This window comes from Sphingopyxis sp. MC1 (assembly GCF_000371385.1).
GTDB classification, from domain to species: domain Bacteria; phylum Pseudomonadota; class Alphaproteobacteria; order Sphingomonadales; family Sphingomonadaceae; genus Sphingopyxis; species Sphingopyxis terrae.
Map to the genome: position 1 here is coordinate 290,574 of NZ_AOUN01000004.1, position 14,480 is coordinate 305,053.

Sequence of the window (14,480 nt, forward strand, 5' to 3'; positions counted from 1 at the left end):
ATTGTTATAGTGACGCATCGAAAACCGGGGGAATACAAGGTGATTACATTATTCAACAGGGCTCTGCGCGCCGGAGCCTTTCTCGTCACGCTGGTATCGGCAAGCATCGCGCACGCCGAATGGTGGGAAGCGGAGACCAGTCACTTCATCATCGTGTCCGAAAGCAGCAAAGAGGACACCCAACGATTCGCGACCGAGCTTGAACGCTTCGACAATGCGTTGCGCTATATGCAGGGGCTTGCCGTGCCGGGTCCGGAGGTCGGCGAATCGAACAAGGTGCGGGTTTATCGCTTCGGCAGCACCGACGATATCGGCCGACTGGCGGGCAGTTCGCAGGTCGCAGGCTTCTATATTCCGCGTGCCGGGAATGCAGTATCTTTCGTGCCGGCCAAGGATGACGACAGCGACCGCTTCGACCGCAACCTTGATCGGCGGGCGCTGCGCGAAAAGACCGAGCTGACGCCGGCGCGCATCTTGTTCCACGAATATGTTCATCATTTCATGCTGCAGAATTTCAGCACCAGCTATCCGCACTGGTACCGTGAGGGCTTCGCCGAACTTTACGGCACGCTCGAACTGTTCGACGATGGCACCTTCCGGATCGGCAACGTCCCGCAACATCGCGGCGAAGCTCTTTTCGCGCTGTCCGACGTCCGCCTGACCCGTCTGTTCGATCATAACAAACGGCTCGACGGGCAGGATCTCTACCAATCCTACTCGTTCGGATGGTTGCTCGCCCACTATCTGAATTTCAACCCCGAACGTCGGGGGCAACTGGCCGCCTATCTGAAGGCGCTGAATGCCGGTGAGGACAGCCTTACCGCCGCGAAGCGCATCTTCGGCGACCTCGACAAGCTGCAGGGCGAACTTCGCAAATATAAGGGCGGACCGTTCCCCACGATGGACGTGAAGCCCGCCCATTATGTCGCTCCCAAGGTCGTGATGCGTCAGCTGACGGCAGGTGAAGAAGCCGTGATGCGCGCCCATATTCGCAGCGAGCGGGGCGTATCCAAGCGTGAAGCTCAACAGGTCGTAGACGAGATCGATGGAAAGGATCGCCAGTATAGCGACAATCTGGCGGTGCAGCTGATCACGGCCGAAGCCTATACCGACGCAGGCGAATTCGCGAAGGCGGAAGCAGCGCTGAAACGCGCGCTTGTGATCGCCCCCGAATCGCAGGAAGCCAATGTGCTGATGGGCAACATGTTCATGGCACGCGCCAAAAAGGAGAAGGACAATGCCGTGTACGCGCAGGCGCGGCCCTGGTTCTCCGAGGCGTATCGGCTGGACCCCAAGGACCCCCGGGCAGCTATTGGCTATTACATGACCTACTACCAGGCACGGGAAGCGATCCCCGAACCTGCGCTCATCGCGCTGGAAAGCGTGTTCGACTATTCGTCCTATGACGATGGGTACCGTCTCGTCCTGGCGCGCCAGTTGCTCGATGAAAACAAGGGCAAGCTTGCACGTTCGGTGCTGGCCCCGCTCGCCTTCTCCAGCCACAAGCAGGCGGAAGCGAACAAGGTTGCAGAGGTAGTCGACGCAATCGACGCCGGCCAGATTCAGGACGCGCGCACGACCATGGCCGCGATCTTCGCCAAACAAGACGAAGACGAAGGGAAATAGGACGGAAAGTCCACACGTCGGCCGCGTCTTCGAGGCGCGGCCGATGCTTCTCATCTCACATCTCTTCGCGCTTCAGAAGTTCGCGTTTGATTGGCAGGCCATAGGCATAGCCGCCGAGCGAGCCGTCGCTGCGCACGACGCGGTGGCACGGGATGAGGACCGCGACATTGTTGGCGCCGTTGGCGCTGCCCGCGGCGCGCACCGCCTTGGGCTTGCCGACCGCGGCCGCGATGTCGGCGTAGCTGCGCGTCTCGCCCGCCGGTATCTTGCGCAGTTCGCGCCAGACCGCTTCCTGAAAGGCGGTGCCCTTCACGTCGATCGGAATATGGTCGAAACCGGCCGCCGGCGCCTCGACCGCATCGACCACCTGTTGCAGCAGCGCCGTGAAATCGGCGCCGCCTTCGACCAGTTCGGCCGCCGGGAAGCGCGCCTCGAGCGCATCGCGTCCTTCGGCGAAGCTCAGGCGGCACACGCCCTTGGCGGTCGCCGCGACGAGCATGTCGCCAAGGCTCGTCGATACCACCGCCCAGTGAATCGTCGCGCCCTTGCCGCCGTTCACCCATGCCGAAGCGGTCATTCCCATGCGTCCCTCCATCGTGTCGTAAAAGCGCGACGGCCCCGAAAAGCCCGCGTCATAGATGGCGTCGGTCACGCGCCCCGCCTCGCTCAACGCCGCGCGGGCGCGCTCTTCGCGCAGCGCCCTTGCATAGGCGGCTGGCGACAGCCCGGTGTGGCGGGTGAAGACGCGCTGAAAATGGGTCGGCGAATAGCCGGTACGCGCCGCAAGATCGGCGAGCGCGAGCGGCTCTTCGCTGCCCTTGATCGCGGCGATTGCGGCGATCACGGCGCCTTCGTCGCGCGCGACATCGTCGGGCAGGCAGCGCTTGCACGGGCGTAGCCCTGCGGCGCGTGCCGCGGTGCCGTCGGCGAAGAAGCGGACATTCGCACGCGCCGGATGCCGCGCCGCGCAGCTCGGCCGGCAATAGATGCCCGTCGTCAGCACACCGGTAACGAAGCGCCCGTCGAGCGCGCGGTCGCGGCGCTGCACCGCCGCCCAGCGATCGGCATCGGTCATGCTGTCGGCGATCATGGCTCGGCTCCCTCGCTCGCATCCCGCTCGATCCGCGCGGCGAAGCATCCGTACGCGGCGTTATGGGCGTCGATATAGGCGATGCCGGCGTCGGCGAACAGGTCGCGTATTGCGGCGTCGGCTTCGCCCGGCCCTGCGAGCCGCGCGGTTTGCAGCATACCGTCGGCACCAAAGGCGCGCATTGCGAGCGGGCGCCCCTCGAACACCGGCGGCGTCCGATCGCGCCATATAGTGCGCGCCGCGCCGCGCCGGACATAGATGGCATAGGCGCTGCGATAGGGCGTGGCGACATCGTGGCTGAGGTGATGCAGCAGTACTAGTTCCTCGCCCGCCCTTGCGTCCTCCAGGCTGACCCGGCACGGAAAGCCGCGGTCAGCGGTGGCAATGACGCGGCGGGCGTTCCGCGCGCTCAGCGCCTCATCGTCGAGCGCGAAAAGCGGGGCGAAAGGCGCGGGGTCCAGCCCCTGAATTCGATAGCTCATTCGATAGGTCATATGCGGCTCCTTTGTCTGCTCGCCGATATGTCATGCCAGGCGCGGCGATGCGTCCCGATGCTTGCGCTCAAAGCCGGACGATGCGCGCGCCACTGAATTTTTCAATCAAACCAACAGTTTAGATGCCCCGGCATCGACGGATCACAGTGGAGACTCTCGAATGGCAACCATCGACCTATCGCAGACCGGCGGAAAGCGGGCGGCGCCGCGCGACTGGCTCCGGCTTTCCGCAACCTTCTGCTTCCTGTCGATCGCGGCGGGCCAGCTGCTCTTCACCGCCTTCATCCTGCTCTTCTACTACCCGCCGTCCTTGTCGGGCGACTTCGCCGCCTGGAATGCCAAGCCGCTGATCAAGGGCTTCGTGCCCGGCGATCCGGGCGGCAATCTCTTCTTTGCGGCGCATGTGCTGATGGCGGCGGTCATCACCTTCGGCGGGCTGGTGCAGTTGGTTCCGGCAATACGGGGGCGCTGGCCCGCGGTTCACCGCTGGAACGGCCGGCTCTATCTGTTCAGCGCGTTGGTGCTCGCGCTCGGCGGGCTCTGGCTGACCTGGGTCCGCGGAACGTGGCTGCACTGGGCGGGCGCGGTGGGGATCAGCCTCGATGCGCTGCTCATTCTTCTCTTCGGCGCGCTGGCGTGGCGGAACGCAAGGGCGCGCCGGTTTGCGGCCCACCGGCGCTGGACGCTGCGCCTGTTCGCGGTGGCGAGCGCGGTGTGGTTCATGCGCGTCGGCTATATGGCATGGGGCATCGCGGCCGGCGGCGCGGGAATCGGCACGGCGATGGACGGCCCGTTCGACATCTTTCTGGCTTTCGCCAACTCGCTGCTGCCGCTCGGCGTGACCGAACTCTATCTGCGCACCGGCGCGCGGAGCAGGCCCGCGGCGCGATCCGCCGTGACCGCACTGCTGGCGACGAGCGCGCTCGTCATTCTGGTCGGCAGCGCCGGGGCGTGGCTGATGATGTGGCGCCCCTACCTCTAACTTGCCTTCGCGCGCGCAGTGATTAGGTTCGCGGCCATGACCCGTCTTCTCGCACGCTTCCTCGCCCCCCTGCTTGTCCTCGTCGCCTTCGCGGTTCCGGCTCGCGCTGCCGACGATATCAGCGCGGTTTCGCGCAGCGTCGTGCGCGTCGTCACCGTCGCGATGGTCGATGGCGAGGTCGTCGGCTTCGGGCATGGCAGCGGCATCGCCATTTCGCCGACGCGTATCCTCACCAACGCCCATGTCGTCGAATCGGCGGCCAAATATCCGAACAATGTCGCGCTCGGCGTCGTCCCCTCCGAAGGGCAGAAGAGCTACGCCGGCAAGCTGATCGCGATCGATACCAAGCGCGACCTGGCGCTCATCGAAATGACCGAGGGGCGCGTGCCCGCCGCGGTCATCTATTCGGGGCCGTTCGAGGCGGGGGCAGAGGTAGTCGCGCTCGGCTATCCGGGCAATGTCGACCTTGCGACCGCGCAGAGCGCGACCGACTATATCACCCCGCGCAGTCCGGTGCGGAGCGAGGGCAATCTGTCGAACACCCAGGCGATCGAGGGCATCGCCACCTATGTCCACACGGCGAAGATCGCGCGCGGCAATTCGGGCGGGCCACTCGTCGACAGTTGCGGGCGCATCGTCGGCATCAACACCTTCATCACCCGCGCCGACGACGGCGATTCGCCTTTCGCCTTCGCGATCGCGGGGCGCGAGGTGACGCGCTTTCTGGGCGATGCCGGACAGAGTTTCGCGAGCGTGGGGACGCCGTGCCTGACGATGGCCGAGGCCGACGCCCGCGACCGCGCCGCGCTGGAGGCCGATGCCCGCGCACTGGCGCAGGCCAATGCCGCGCGCGACGAGGCGGCGAAGCTCGACCATGACCTCAAGGCCGCGCGTGCCGAGGAAGCGGCGATGACCGCGCGTGAGAACCGCATGGCGCTCGCCGGGGTGCTGTTCGTGATCGGCGCGCTCGGCGCCGGGGCGGCGCTGCTCTTCTACAATCAGAAGAATATGCGCGGCGCAAAGATCGCGGGGAGCGCCGGGGCCGCGCTCATGCTGTTCGCGGCGCTGCTCTTTGCGACGCGGCCCGATGCGCATGCGGCGCTCGACGCGGTCGAAGGTGACACGGCCGATACGGCGAAGCCCGACGGCGCCAAGCTCGCCGAAGGCAATTATCTCTGCACGATCCGCCCCGACCGCAGCCGCATCACCGTCTCGTCGACCACCGACGTGCCGGTCGCGATTGCCGCAAACGGCTGCGTCAACGACCGCACCCAATATGCGATGGGTGCCGACGGCCGCTGGCAGCGTATCCTGGTGCCCAATGAGGAGGCGACCGTGACCGTCGCGTCGATCGATCCGGCGGCGAAGGATTATCGCGTCGATCGCTATCTGCTCGATGCCGACACGATGAAGCTGGCGCGCGAGGCGCGGGCGGGGATCACGCTGAAGGCCTGCACCACCGATGCCGACGCGCTTGCGGGGCTCGCCACGCAGCAGGAGGCAATTCGCGCCGTACTGCCCGCCAGCCCGAACGAGCGGCTCGTCTATCAATGCCAGAAGGCGGCGGCAGGGGTGGGAGCAAAGCCAGCGCCCTGATGCGACGCGGGGCGGTGGCAGCGTCTGCTATCCCCCGCACGCCTTGAACAGCATCAGCGTGCGGTCCCGCGCGAGGTCGGCGCTCGGTTCGTGATAATCCTTGCGGCGGTCGCTGTTGAAGCCGTGGCCCGCCTCATAGACGAAGATTTGCGCGGTCGCATGATCGCGCGCGATCAGCGCCTCGACCCCCTCCATCGGAATGCCGCCGTCGAAGCGGCCGAAATGGGCAATGGCGGCGCACCTCGGCGCCTCGTCCTTGAACATCGTCGGGACGAGGCTGCCGTAATAGGAGGAAGCGGCGGCCAGATCGGGGCTGATCTGCGCCATCCGCCACGCGACCGACCCGCCATAGCAATAGCCGGTGATGAAGACCGGCCCCCCAGATATTTTGGCGCCTTTCAGGGCGTCGATGCACGTCTGCGCATCCTTCAGGCTCTGCTCGAACGGATGGAGTTCGCGCGCCAGCTGCACCGCGCGCTCGAACTGCGGCCCCGAATAGTCGCTTTCGAACCCCGGATGCTCGCGATCGAACAGCGCGGGCGACAGCACCTCATAGCCGTCGGCCGCATATTCGTCGCACAGCTCGCGAATATGATCGGTGACCCCGAAGATTTCCTGGACGAGCACCAGACCGCCGCGGCGTTCGCCCTCTGCCGGCGCATGATAGACAGCGATTTCCGCGCCATCGTCCATCGTCATGCGGATCATTTCGCCCATCGGCCTTGCCCTCTTCCGTGCGTGCCGCGCCTGTCGTAGCGCGATCCGTCTTTCGTACCCGTTTGGAGAAAGTCGGCCGCTTCGACAAGCACGACGCAAAGGGGGGCGGAAGGTGAAGCGGATTCCTCCCACCCCCACCTTGCATTGCAACAGAATCGTTGCTAGGCGCGCCGCGACTTCGCGCGGGGGTGGTTCGTCGAATTTCCCCGAAAACCGCGCGACCAAATCCCCCACGGGATCGTAGAGAAGGACTTTCGCGCGTGGAGAATTCCGGCGGCATTCAGGGCAACATCACGGCGGGCCTCGCGGGCCGCTATGCCAGTGCGCTGTTCGATCTGGCGAGCGAATCGAAGGCGATCGACGGCGTTCAGGCGAGCCTGGCGACGCTGCAGACCGCACTCACCGATTCGGCCGATCTGGCGACCCTGATTTCGAGCCCCGTCGTCACCCGCGGCGATGCCGAAAAGGCAATCGAGGCAGTGGCCAAGGCGCTGAAGCTCGATTCGCTAACCGCCAAATTCCTGGGCGTGCTCGCCGAAAATCGTCGCCTTGCCGATCTGCCCGCGATGATCGACGCCTATCATGCGATCGTCGCGGCGCACCGCGGCGAAGTGACCGCCAAGGTCACCAGCGCCCACCCGCTGAGCGCCGAGCAGTTGAAAGCGCTCTCCGCCAACCTCAAGACCCGTGTCGGCCGCGACGTGAAGATCGCGACCACCATCGACCCCGCCATTCTCGGCGGCCTCGTCGTCCAGCTGGGCAGCCAGCTGATCGACGGCAGCATCCGTACCCGTCTCAACAGTTTCGCCCAGGCGATGAAGGGCTGAACAGCCCGACGCCAAATTGCCCGATGAAAGGCTGAATAATGGAAATCCGCGCCGCTGAAATCAGCAAGGTCATCAAGGACCAGATCGCCAATTTCGGGACCGACGCCACGGTCAGCGAAATCGGTTCGGTGCTCTCCGTCGGTGACGGCATCGCCCGCGTCTATGGCCTCGACAATGTCCAGGCCGGCGAGATGGTCGAATTCGCCAATGGCGTGAAGGGCATGGCGCTCAACCTCGAAGCCGACAATGTCGGCATCGTGATCTTCGGCTCGGACAGCGAGATCAAGGAAGGCGACACCGTCAAGCGCACCGGCACGATCGTCGACGTCCCCGTCGGCAAGGGTCTGCTCGGCCGCGTCGTCGATGGCCTCGGTAACCCGATCGACGGCAAGGGCCCGATCAAGGCCGACAAGCGGATGCGCGTCGAAGTCAAGGCGCCGGGCATCATCCCGCGCACCTCGGTTCACGAACCCGTCCAGACCGGCCTCAAGGCGCTCGACGCGCTCGTCCCCGTCGGCCGCGGCCAGCGCGAACTGATCATCGGTGACCGTCAGACCGGCAAGACCGCCGTCGCGATCGACACCTTCATCAACCAGAAGGACGTCAACAAGGGCGACGACGAATCGAAGAAGCTGTACTGCATCTACGTCGCCGTCGGTCAGAAGCGTTCGACCGTCGCGCAGATCGTCCGCCAGCTCGAAGAAAATGGCGCGATGGAATATTCGATCGTCGTCGCTGCGACTGCGTCGGAACCTGCGCCGCTCCAGTATCTCGCCCCCTATGCCGGCGTGACGATGGGCGAGTTCTTCCGCGACAACGGCATGCACGCCGTGATCGTCTATGACGATCTGTCGAAGCAGGCCGTCGCCTACCGCCAGATGTCGCTGCTGCTCCGCCGCCCGCCGGGCCGCGAAGCCTATCCGGGCGACGTTTTCTATCTGCACAGCCGCCTGCTCGAGCGCGCTGCGAAGATGAACAGCGACAATGGTTCGGGCTCGCTCACCGCGCTGCCGATCATCGAAACGCAGGCGGGTGACGTTTCGGCGTACATCCCGACCAACGTGATTTCGATCACCGACGGCCAGATCTTCCTCGAAACCAACCTGTTCAACGCGGGTATCCGTCCGGCGATCAACGTCGGCCTGTCGGTGAGCCGCGTCGGCTCGGCCGCGCAGACCAAGGCGATGAAGAAGGTGTCGGGCTCGATCAAGCTCGAGCTCGCACAGTATCGCGAAATGGAAGCCTTCGCGCAGTTCGGTTCGGACCTCGACGCGTCGACGCAAAAGCTGCTCAACCGCGGCGCGCGCCTGACGCAGCTCTTGAAGCAGCCGCAGTTCCAGCCGATGCCGTTCGAAGAGCAGACCGCGTCGATCTTTGCCGGCACCAACGGCTATCTCGACGCTGTCGCGACGACCGACGTGTCGCGCTACGAAGCGGCGATGCTCGCCTATCTGCGCAGCGACCATGCCGATGTGCTGAAGGCGATCCGCGACACCAAGGATCTTGGCGACGACACCAAGAAGAGCCTGGTCGCGGCGCTCGACGCCTTCGCCAAGATTTTCGCGTAAGCCAAGTTACCGTGAGCCCGGCCTCGTGCGCCGGGCTGACGAACAAGAGGGGCCGTAATGGCATCGCTTAAGGAACTCAAAGGGCGGATCGTCTCGGTCAAATCGACCCAGAAGATCACCAAGGCCAAGAAGATGGTCGCCGCCGCGAAGCTGCGCAAGGCGCAGGCCGCGGCCGAAGCCGCGCGGCCCTATGCCGAGCGGCTCGAAGGCGTCGTCGCCAGCCTCGCCTCCAAGGTCGGCGCGTCGGATTCCGCGCCCAAGCTGCTGTCGGGCACCGGCAAGAGCGACACGCACCTTCTCGTCGTGCTCAACAGCGACCGCGGCCTTGCCGGCGCGTTCAACTCGAACATCGTCAAGGCGGCACGCGACAAGGCTTTGGCGCTGCAGGCCGAAGGCAAGACGGTTCGCTTCTTCCTCGTCGGCCGCAAGGGCCGGCCGGTGATCGCCCGCCTCTTCCCCGGTCAGATCATCGAGCAGTATGAAACGACCGGCATCCGCGATATCGGCTTCGATCAGGCGAACGAGATTTCGGCGAAGGTGATGGAGCTTTACGAAGCCGGCGCCTTCGACGTCGCGCACCTCTTCTATTCGAAGTTCCGCTCGGCGCTGCTCCAGATCGCGACCGGCCAGCAGATGATCCCGGTTCCGCCGCCGGCCGACGTTCCGGCGTCGAGCGGCGCCGCGGTCGAATATGAACCGGGCGAGGAAGAGATCCTTGCCGACCTCTTGCCGCGCAACGTCACCATCCAGATCTTCAAGGGCCTCCTTGAAAACGCCGCGTCCGAACAGGGCGCGTCGATGACCGCGATGGACAATGCGACGCGCAACGCGGGCGAGCTGATCAACAAGCTGACCATCGTTTACAACCGCACGCGTCAGGCGGCGATCACCACCGAACTTATCGAGATTATCGCGGGCGCCGAAGCGCTCTAATCGATCAACCCAAGGAAGAAGACCATGGCTACCGCTCCCGCTGAAAAGAAGGCTCCCGCCAAGAAGGCCGCCGCGCCCAAGGCTGCTGCGCCGAAGAAGGCCGCTGCGCCGAAGGCCGCTGCCACCGGCACCGCGACCGGCCGCGTCGCACAGGTCATCGGCGCCGTCGTCGACGTCCAGTTCACCGGCACCCTGCCCGCCATTCTGAACGCGCTGGAAACCGACAACAATGGCAACCGCCTCGTTCTCGAAGTCGCGCAGCACCTCGGTGAAAACACCGTCCGCACCATCGCGATGGACGCGACCGACGGCCTGACCCGCGGCCAGCCGGTTCGCGACACCGGCGCGCAGATTTCGGTTCCCGTCGGCCCGCAGACGCTCGGCCGCATCCTCAACGTCATCGGCGACCCGATCGACGAGCGCGGCCCGGTGAACAGCGACATGACCGCGCCGATCCACGCCAAGGCTCCCGAATTCGTCGATCAGTCGACCGAAGCGGCGATCCTGGTCACCGGCATCAAGGTCATCGACCTGATCGCGCCCTACGCCAAGGGCGGCAAGATCGGCCTGTTCGGCGGCGCCGGGGTCGGCAAGACCGTTCTTATTCAGGAACTGATCAACAACATCGCCAAGGGCCACGGCGGCGTGTCGGTGTTCGCGGGCGTCGGTGAACGCACCCGCGAAGGCAACGACCTGTACCACGAATTCCTCGACGCCGGCGTTATCGCCAAGGACGCCGACGGCAACCCGACCCCCGACGGCTCGAAAGTGGCGCTGGTGTTCGGCCAGATGAACGAGCCCCCGGGCGCCCGCGCCCGCGTGGCGCTGTCGGGTCTGACCATGGCCGAATATTTCCGCGACCAGGAAGGCCAGGACGTTCTGTTCTTCGTCGACAACATCTTCCGCTTTACCCAGGCGGGTTCGGAAGTGTCGGCGCTGCTCGGCCGTATTCCCTCGGCCGTGGGTTACCAGCCGACGCTGTCGACCGACATGGGCGCGCTGCAGGAACGCATCACCTCGACCACCAAGGGCTCGATCACCTCGGTGCAGGCCATCTACGTTCCCGCGGACGACTTGACCGACCCGGCTCCCGCCACCTCGTTCGCTCACTTGGACGCGACCACGACGCTGAGCCGCGCGATTTCGGAACTTGGCATCTATCCGGCGGTCGACCCGCTCGATTCGACCAGCCGCGTTCTGACCGCCGCGACGGTCGGCCAGGAGCATTACGAAACCGCCCGCCGCGTTCAGGAAACGCTGCAGAAGTACAAGTCGCTGCAGGACATCATCGCGATCCTGGGCATGGACGAGCTTTCGGAAGAAGATAAGCTGGTCGTCGCCCGCGCACGCAAGATCCAGCGCTTCCTGTCGCAGCCGTTCCACGTCGCCGAAGTCTTCACCGGCATCCCCGGCAAGTTCGTGCCGATCGAGGAAACGGTGAAGTCGTTCAAGGCCGTCGTCGACGGCGAATATGACCACCTGCCCGAAGCGGCCTTCTACATGGTCGGCGGTATCGACGAAGCGGTCGCCAAGGCCGCGAAGCTCGCCGAAGACGCGGCCTGAGGATAACGATCCCTCCCTTTCGGGGGAGGGGTTGTAGGAATAGAGATATGGCTCTGAAGTTCGAACTCGTTACCCCCGCCCGCCTCGAGCGGTCGAGCGACGTCTATATGGTCACCGTGCCGGGCAGCGAGGGCGATTTCTCGGTGCTCGAAGGCCATGCGCCCTTCATGGCGACGCTGCGCAACGGCCCGCTGACCATCTATGCGACGAACGGCGCCCAGCCCGAAACGATCGAGGTCGAAGGCGGCTTTGCCGAGGTGAACGAAGCCGGCCTCACCGTCCTCGCCGAACATATCGCCGGCTGACGCCGCGCGCCGCTTGCCGGATCGAAAAGGGGCCTTGCGGCCCCTTTTTTATTGGCGGTGCGGAGGGTGGGCCGCCTAATCGGGCCGCGCCGCGAGGCGATCGAGCGCCGCGGGGTCGCGGATGGTGATGCGGTTGTAATCGATGGCGATCAGCCCCGCCTCCTCGAAGCCGCGCAGCAGCTTGTTCACGCTCTGGCGCGTGACGCCGAGCATCGCGCCCAATTGCTCCTGCGGCAATCGCAAGCCCACGTCGGTCCCCTGTTCGCCCGCGATTCCGTGGATGCGCGCGAGGTCGGCGAGCGTCCACGCCATGCGCTGGTCGAGCGATCCGAGCTGCTGGTCGTTGAGCAGCCGCAGGCTGTCACCCTGCCGCGCGCACATCAGCAGCGCGATGTCGCGCCACAGGATCGGATCGGCGTCGAGGATCGCGCGCAGCCCGGCGACCGGCAGATGCACCAGCGTCGTATCCATATGCGCGCGGTAGGCGAAACGGATCGGCGGATTGTCGAGCAGACGAACGAGCGCGAGCACTTCGAACGGTCCCGACAGGCTGAGCACGAACTTGCGTCCGGCGGCGCTGCCCCGGCTGACCTCGACCCCGCCCGCCGTGATCACGAAAATGTCGCGTTGTTCGGGATCGCGCGCGAAGATTTCGGCGCCGCGCGGATAGTCGGCGGTGCGCGCGATGCGGGCAAGGTCGGCAAGCCGCGCCTCCGGCCAGGCAGCGAAGAGCGGGCAGCGGCGCAGCACGGCCAGCCGGTCGCCGTGCGCCGGCGCTGTGCCTTCCCCCTCCCTTTCCCGCGACTGCGACGCCATCGCCTGTCCTCCCGGCGCGCATAGTAGGATGCGGCGGCAATTTTCCCAACGAGATTGTCGGCCCGATGACAGACTGCACCCGCCCGCCCCGCTACGGCATCCACGCAAAGTGGAAAGAGGAGTGAGGTGCGATGAAATATCTGTTGGCGCTGCTGGCGATGCTCGCGAGCACGCTGTCGGGCACGGCCGTGCAGGCGGCTCCGGCGAGCGAGGAGGAGGCCTATGAGATCGGCCTCGACGCCTATACCTATGGCTATCCGATGGTGCTGATGGACACGACCCGACGCGTCTCGACCAATGCCGGTGCGCCCGGACGGCTGCGCGCGCCGATGAACGATTTCTCGCACATGCAGACCTATCCCGACGCGACCTTCAAGGATGTCGTGCGCCCCAATGCCGACACGCTCTATTCCTCGCTATGGTATGACGTGGGCAAGGAACCGCTCGTCCTGACGCTGCCGAAGACCGCCGGCCGCTATCATGTTGTGCCGATCATGGACATGTGGACCGAAGTGTTCGCAACGCTGGGTACGCGCACGACCGGCAACGACGGCGGTACCGTCGCGCTGGTCGGTCCGCATTGGCAGGGCAAGCTGCCCCAGGGGATGCGGATGGTGCGCAGCCCGACCGACATGGGGTGGATCATCGGGCGCATCCAAACCAACGGCCCCGCCGATTACGACCATGTCCACGGCCTGCAGGCAGGCTATGATGCTGCGCCGCTGTCGCAATGGGGCAAACCGCGCGCCGCCACGATGCCGACGGTCGACAGCAGCGTCGACATGAAGACGCCGCCGGTGGTCCAGGTCGCACAGATGACGCCCGGCGCCTTTTTCGCGCGCTTCGCCGAGGTGATGAAGCGCAATCCGCCGCACGCGACCGATTACGCGATCCTGCTGCGCATGGAGCGCGTGGGGCTGGTTCCGGGGCAGGATTTCGACCTCGCAAAGGCCGATCCGGCGGTCCAGCGCGGCCTGACGCGCGCCGCGGCCGACGCCTATCAGCGGATGCTCGATCGCCGTAAACGGCTGGCGCTGACGCGCAACAATTGGGTCGCGCTGGGCAATGCGCTGGGCGTTTATGGCAATGACTATCTGCAACGCGCCTTCGTTGCCTATGCCGGGCTGGGTGCGCTGCCGCCCGAGGAAGCCATCTACCCGATGGCGCCGCTCGACAGCGAGGGCAAGCCGCTGACCGGTGCCGCACGCTATGTGCTGCATTTCGACAAGGACCAGCTTCCGCCCGCCGACGCCTTCTGGTCGCTGACCATGTATGGCGAAGATCAGTTCTTCGTCGACAATCCGATCGGCCGCTATGCGATCGGCGATCGCGACAAGCTGGCGTTCAATGCCGACGGATCGCTCGACCTCTATATCCAGAAGGATGACCCCGGCGCCGACAAACAGGCCAACTGGCTGCCCGCCCCCGCCGGGGCCTTTTCGATGAACCTGCGCCTCTACCTGCCCGAGCGCGCGGCGCGCGACGGCCGCTGGACGCCGCCCGCGATCAAGCGGCTGCCCTGAAGCGAGGTGACGTGACGCGAAGCGGGCCTGCTGCGCCGCCGGCTATTTGTCGACGACGAGGCAGGCCTGTCCGCTCTTCTGGAGCGTGGCGCAAAAGCCTTGGGCGTCGGCGCGGGTCGTAAAGCCGGTGGCGTGAAGGCGCGTGACCGACCCCGCCTTGACATAGACGGGGGTCTGGGCCGCAACGGCGGGATATTTGCGCGCCAGCGCCGCCCACAATTTCTTCGCGTTGCCATCAACCGCAAAGGCGCCGAGCTGTGCGCGCCAGGGGCCGGCAGTTGCGGCGCGCACCGGCGCGGGCTTGGGCGCGGCATCGGGCGTCGCCGCCGGTTCGACGCGGATACGCTTGGGCGCCGGAGCCGCGGCCGGGGTTGCCGGCAGCGGGCCCGCCAGCGGCGGCGCAGCATAGCTGGTCCCCGGCTTGGCGGCGGCCGTCGCGG

The 14,480-nt window shown here is 65.8% G+C and carries 14 protein-coding genes; 9 read left to right on the forward strand and 5 right to left on the reverse strand.

The genetic code is table 11. The features are described from left to right. The first annotated feature begins 9 nt into the window (after positions 1-9). On the forward strand, positions 10-1,626 hold the full coding sequence (locus EBMC1_RS08245) for a tetratricopeptide repeat protein (RefSeq protein WP_003043375.1): 1,617 nt from the start codon (positions 10-12) through the stop codon (positions 1,624-1,626). A 55-nt stretch (positions 1,627-1,681) separates the two neighbouring features. On the opposite strand, the gene EBMC1_RS08250 is transcribed toward EBMC1_RS08245, so the two are convergent. Next, a complete protein-coding gene (locus tag EBMC1_RS08250) occupies positions 1,682-2,716 on the reverse strand; it encodes a bifunctional transcriptional activator/DNA repair enzyme AdaA (protein WP_003043377.1) in 1,035 nt (344 codons plus the stop codon). Continuing rightward, positions 2,713-3,210: a DUF1203 domain-containing protein gene (locus EBMC1_RS08255; RefSeq protein ID WP_003043379.1), complete on the reverse strand. Its 498-nt coding sequence runs from the start codon at positions 3,208-3,210 to the stop codon at positions 2,713-2,715. Before EBMC1_RS08255 ends, EBMC1_RS08250 begins: the two co-directional genes overlap by 4 nt. A gap of 160 nt (positions 3,211-3,370) precedes the next feature. On the opposite strand from EBMC1_RS08255, the gene EBMC1_RS08260 reads away from it, so the two are divergent. Next, the gene (locus tag EBMC1_RS08260) at positions 3,371-4,192 is read left to right on the forward strand and encodes a DUF2306 domain-containing protein (protein ID WP_003043381.1); all 822 of its coding nucleotides are present in this window, start codon (positions 3,371-3,373) and stop codon (positions 4,190-4,192) included. Between the two features lie 36 nt (positions 4,193-4,228). Then, entirely contained in the window at positions 4,229-5,788 is a 1,560-nt protein-coding gene (locus EBMC1_RS08265; protein WP_003043383.1) for a S1C family serine protease, read from the forward strand. Positions 5,789-5,815: 27 nt separating this feature from the next. Here the strand turns inward: EBMC1_RS08265 and EBMC1_RS08270 are convergent, their stop codons facing one another. Continuing rightward, positions 5,816-6,505, reverse strand: a complete 690-nt coding sequence (locus EBMC1_RS08270; protein ID WP_003043385.1) for a dienelactone hydrolase family protein — start codon at positions 6,503-6,505, stop codon at positions 5,816-5,818. 260 nt (positions 6,506-6,765) lie between these two features. On the opposite strand from EBMC1_RS08270, the gene EBMC1_RS08275 reads away from it, so the two are divergent. Genes EBMC1_RS08275 through EBMC1_RS08295 form a run of 5 tightly spaced genes read left to right on the forward strand, consistent with a single transcriptional unit; the run spans position 6,766 to position 11,701 of the window. Next, entirely contained in the window at positions 6,766-7,332 is a 567-nt protein-coding gene (locus EBMC1_RS08275) for a F0F1 ATP synthase subunit delta (protein ID WP_003043387.1), read from the forward strand. A gap of 38 nt (positions 7,333-7,370) precedes the next feature. Then, positions 7,371-8,900, forward strand: a complete 1,530-nt coding sequence (atpA, locus tag EBMC1_RS08280; protein WP_003043389.1) for a F0F1 ATP synthase subunit alpha — start codon at positions 7,371-7,373, stop codon at positions 8,898-8,900. Positions 8,901-8,957: 57 nt separating this feature from the next. Beyond that, on the forward strand, positions 8,958-9,833 hold the full coding sequence (locus EBMC1_RS08285; protein WP_003043390.1) for a F0F1 ATP synthase subunit gamma: 876 nt from the start codon (positions 8,958-8,960) through the stop codon (positions 9,831-9,833). Between the two features lie 24 nt (positions 9,834-9,857). After that, a complete protein-coding gene (gene atpD / locus EBMC1_RS08290; RefSeq protein WP_003043392.1) occupies positions 9,858-11,396 on the forward strand; it encodes a F0F1 ATP synthase subunit beta in 1,539 nt (512 codons plus the stop codon). A gap of 47 nt (positions 11,397-11,443) precedes the next feature. Then, on the forward strand, positions 11,444-11,701 hold the full coding sequence (locus EBMC1_RS08295; RefSeq protein WP_003043394.1) for an ATP synthase F1 subunit epsilon: 258 nt from the start codon (positions 11,444-11,446) through the stop codon (positions 11,699-11,701). A gap of 75 nt (positions 11,702-11,776) precedes the next feature. On the opposite strand, the gene EBMC1_RS08300 is transcribed toward EBMC1_RS08295, so the two are convergent. Continuing rightward, the gene (locus EBMC1_RS08300) at positions 11,777-12,517 is read right to left on the reverse strand and encodes a Crp/Fnr family transcriptional regulator (RefSeq protein ID WP_003043395.1); all 741 of its coding nucleotides are present in this window, start codon (positions 12,515-12,517) and stop codon (positions 11,777-11,779) included. A 131-nt stretch (positions 12,518-12,648) separates the two neighbouring features. Between EBMC1_RS08300 and EBMC1_RS08305 the strand changes: the two genes are divergently transcribed. Continuing rightward, a complete protein-coding gene (locus tag EBMC1_RS08305) occupies positions 12,649-14,040 on the forward strand; it encodes a DUF1254 domain-containing protein (RefSeq protein ID WP_003043397.1) in 1,392 nt (463 codons plus the stop codon). Between the two features lie 42 nt (positions 14,041-14,082). On the opposite strand, the gene EBMC1_RS08310 is transcribed toward EBMC1_RS08305, so the two are convergent. Continuing rightward, positions 14,083-14,480, reverse strand: a 398-nt coding sequence (locus tag EBMC1_RS08310; protein WP_003043399.1) for an SPOR domain-containing protein, incomplete at its 5' end; no start/stop codon positions are given.

Excerpts from the sequence above, each read along its gene's own strand:
- atpD (WP_003043392.1), top strand. The coding sequence starts at position 9,858 with ATGGCTACCGCTCCCGCTGAAAAGAAGGCTCCCGCCAAGAAGGCCGCC.
- EBMC1_RS08285 (WP_003043390.1), top strand. The coding sequence starts at position 8,958 with ATGGCATCGCTTAAGGAACTCAAAGGGCGGATCGTCTCGGTCAAATCG.
- EBMC1_RS08270 (WP_003043385.1), bottom strand. The coding sequence starts at position 6,505 with ATGGGCGAAATGATCCGCATGACGATGGACGATGGCGCGGAAATCGCT.
- EBMC1_RS08250 (WP_003043377.1), bottom strand. The coding sequence starts at position 2,716 with ATGATCGCCGACAGCATGACCGATGCCGATCGCTGGGCGGCGGTGCAG.
- EBMC1_RS08255 (WP_003043379.1), bottom strand. The coding sequence starts at position 3,210 with ATGACCTATCGAATGAGCTATCGAATTCAGGGGCTGGACCCCGCGCCT.
- EBMC1_RS08260 (WP_003043381.1), top strand. The coding sequence starts at position 3,371 with ATGGCAACCATCGACCTATCGCAGACCGGCGGAAAGCGGGCGGCGCCG.
- EBMC1_RS08295 (WP_003043394.1), top strand. The coding sequence starts at position 11,444 with ATGGCTCTGAAGTTCGAACTCGTTACCCCCGCCCGCCTCGAGCGGTCG.
- atpA (WP_003043389.1), top strand. The coding sequence starts at position 7,371 with ATGGAAATCCGCGCCGCTGAAATCAGCAAGGTCATCAAGGACCAGATC.
- EBMC1_RS08265 (WP_003043383.1), top strand. The coding sequence starts at position 4,229 with ATGACCCGTCTTCTCGCACGCTTCCTCGCCCCCCTGCTTGTCCTCGTC.
- EBMC1_RS08300 (WP_003043395.1), bottom strand. The coding sequence starts at position 12,517 with ATGGCGTCGCAGTCGCGGGAAAGGGAGGGGGAAGGCACAGCGCCGGCG.
- EBMC1_RS08305 (WP_003043397.1), top strand. The coding sequence starts at position 12,649 with ATGAAATATCTGTTGGCGCTGCTGGCGATGCTCGCGAGCACGCTGTCG.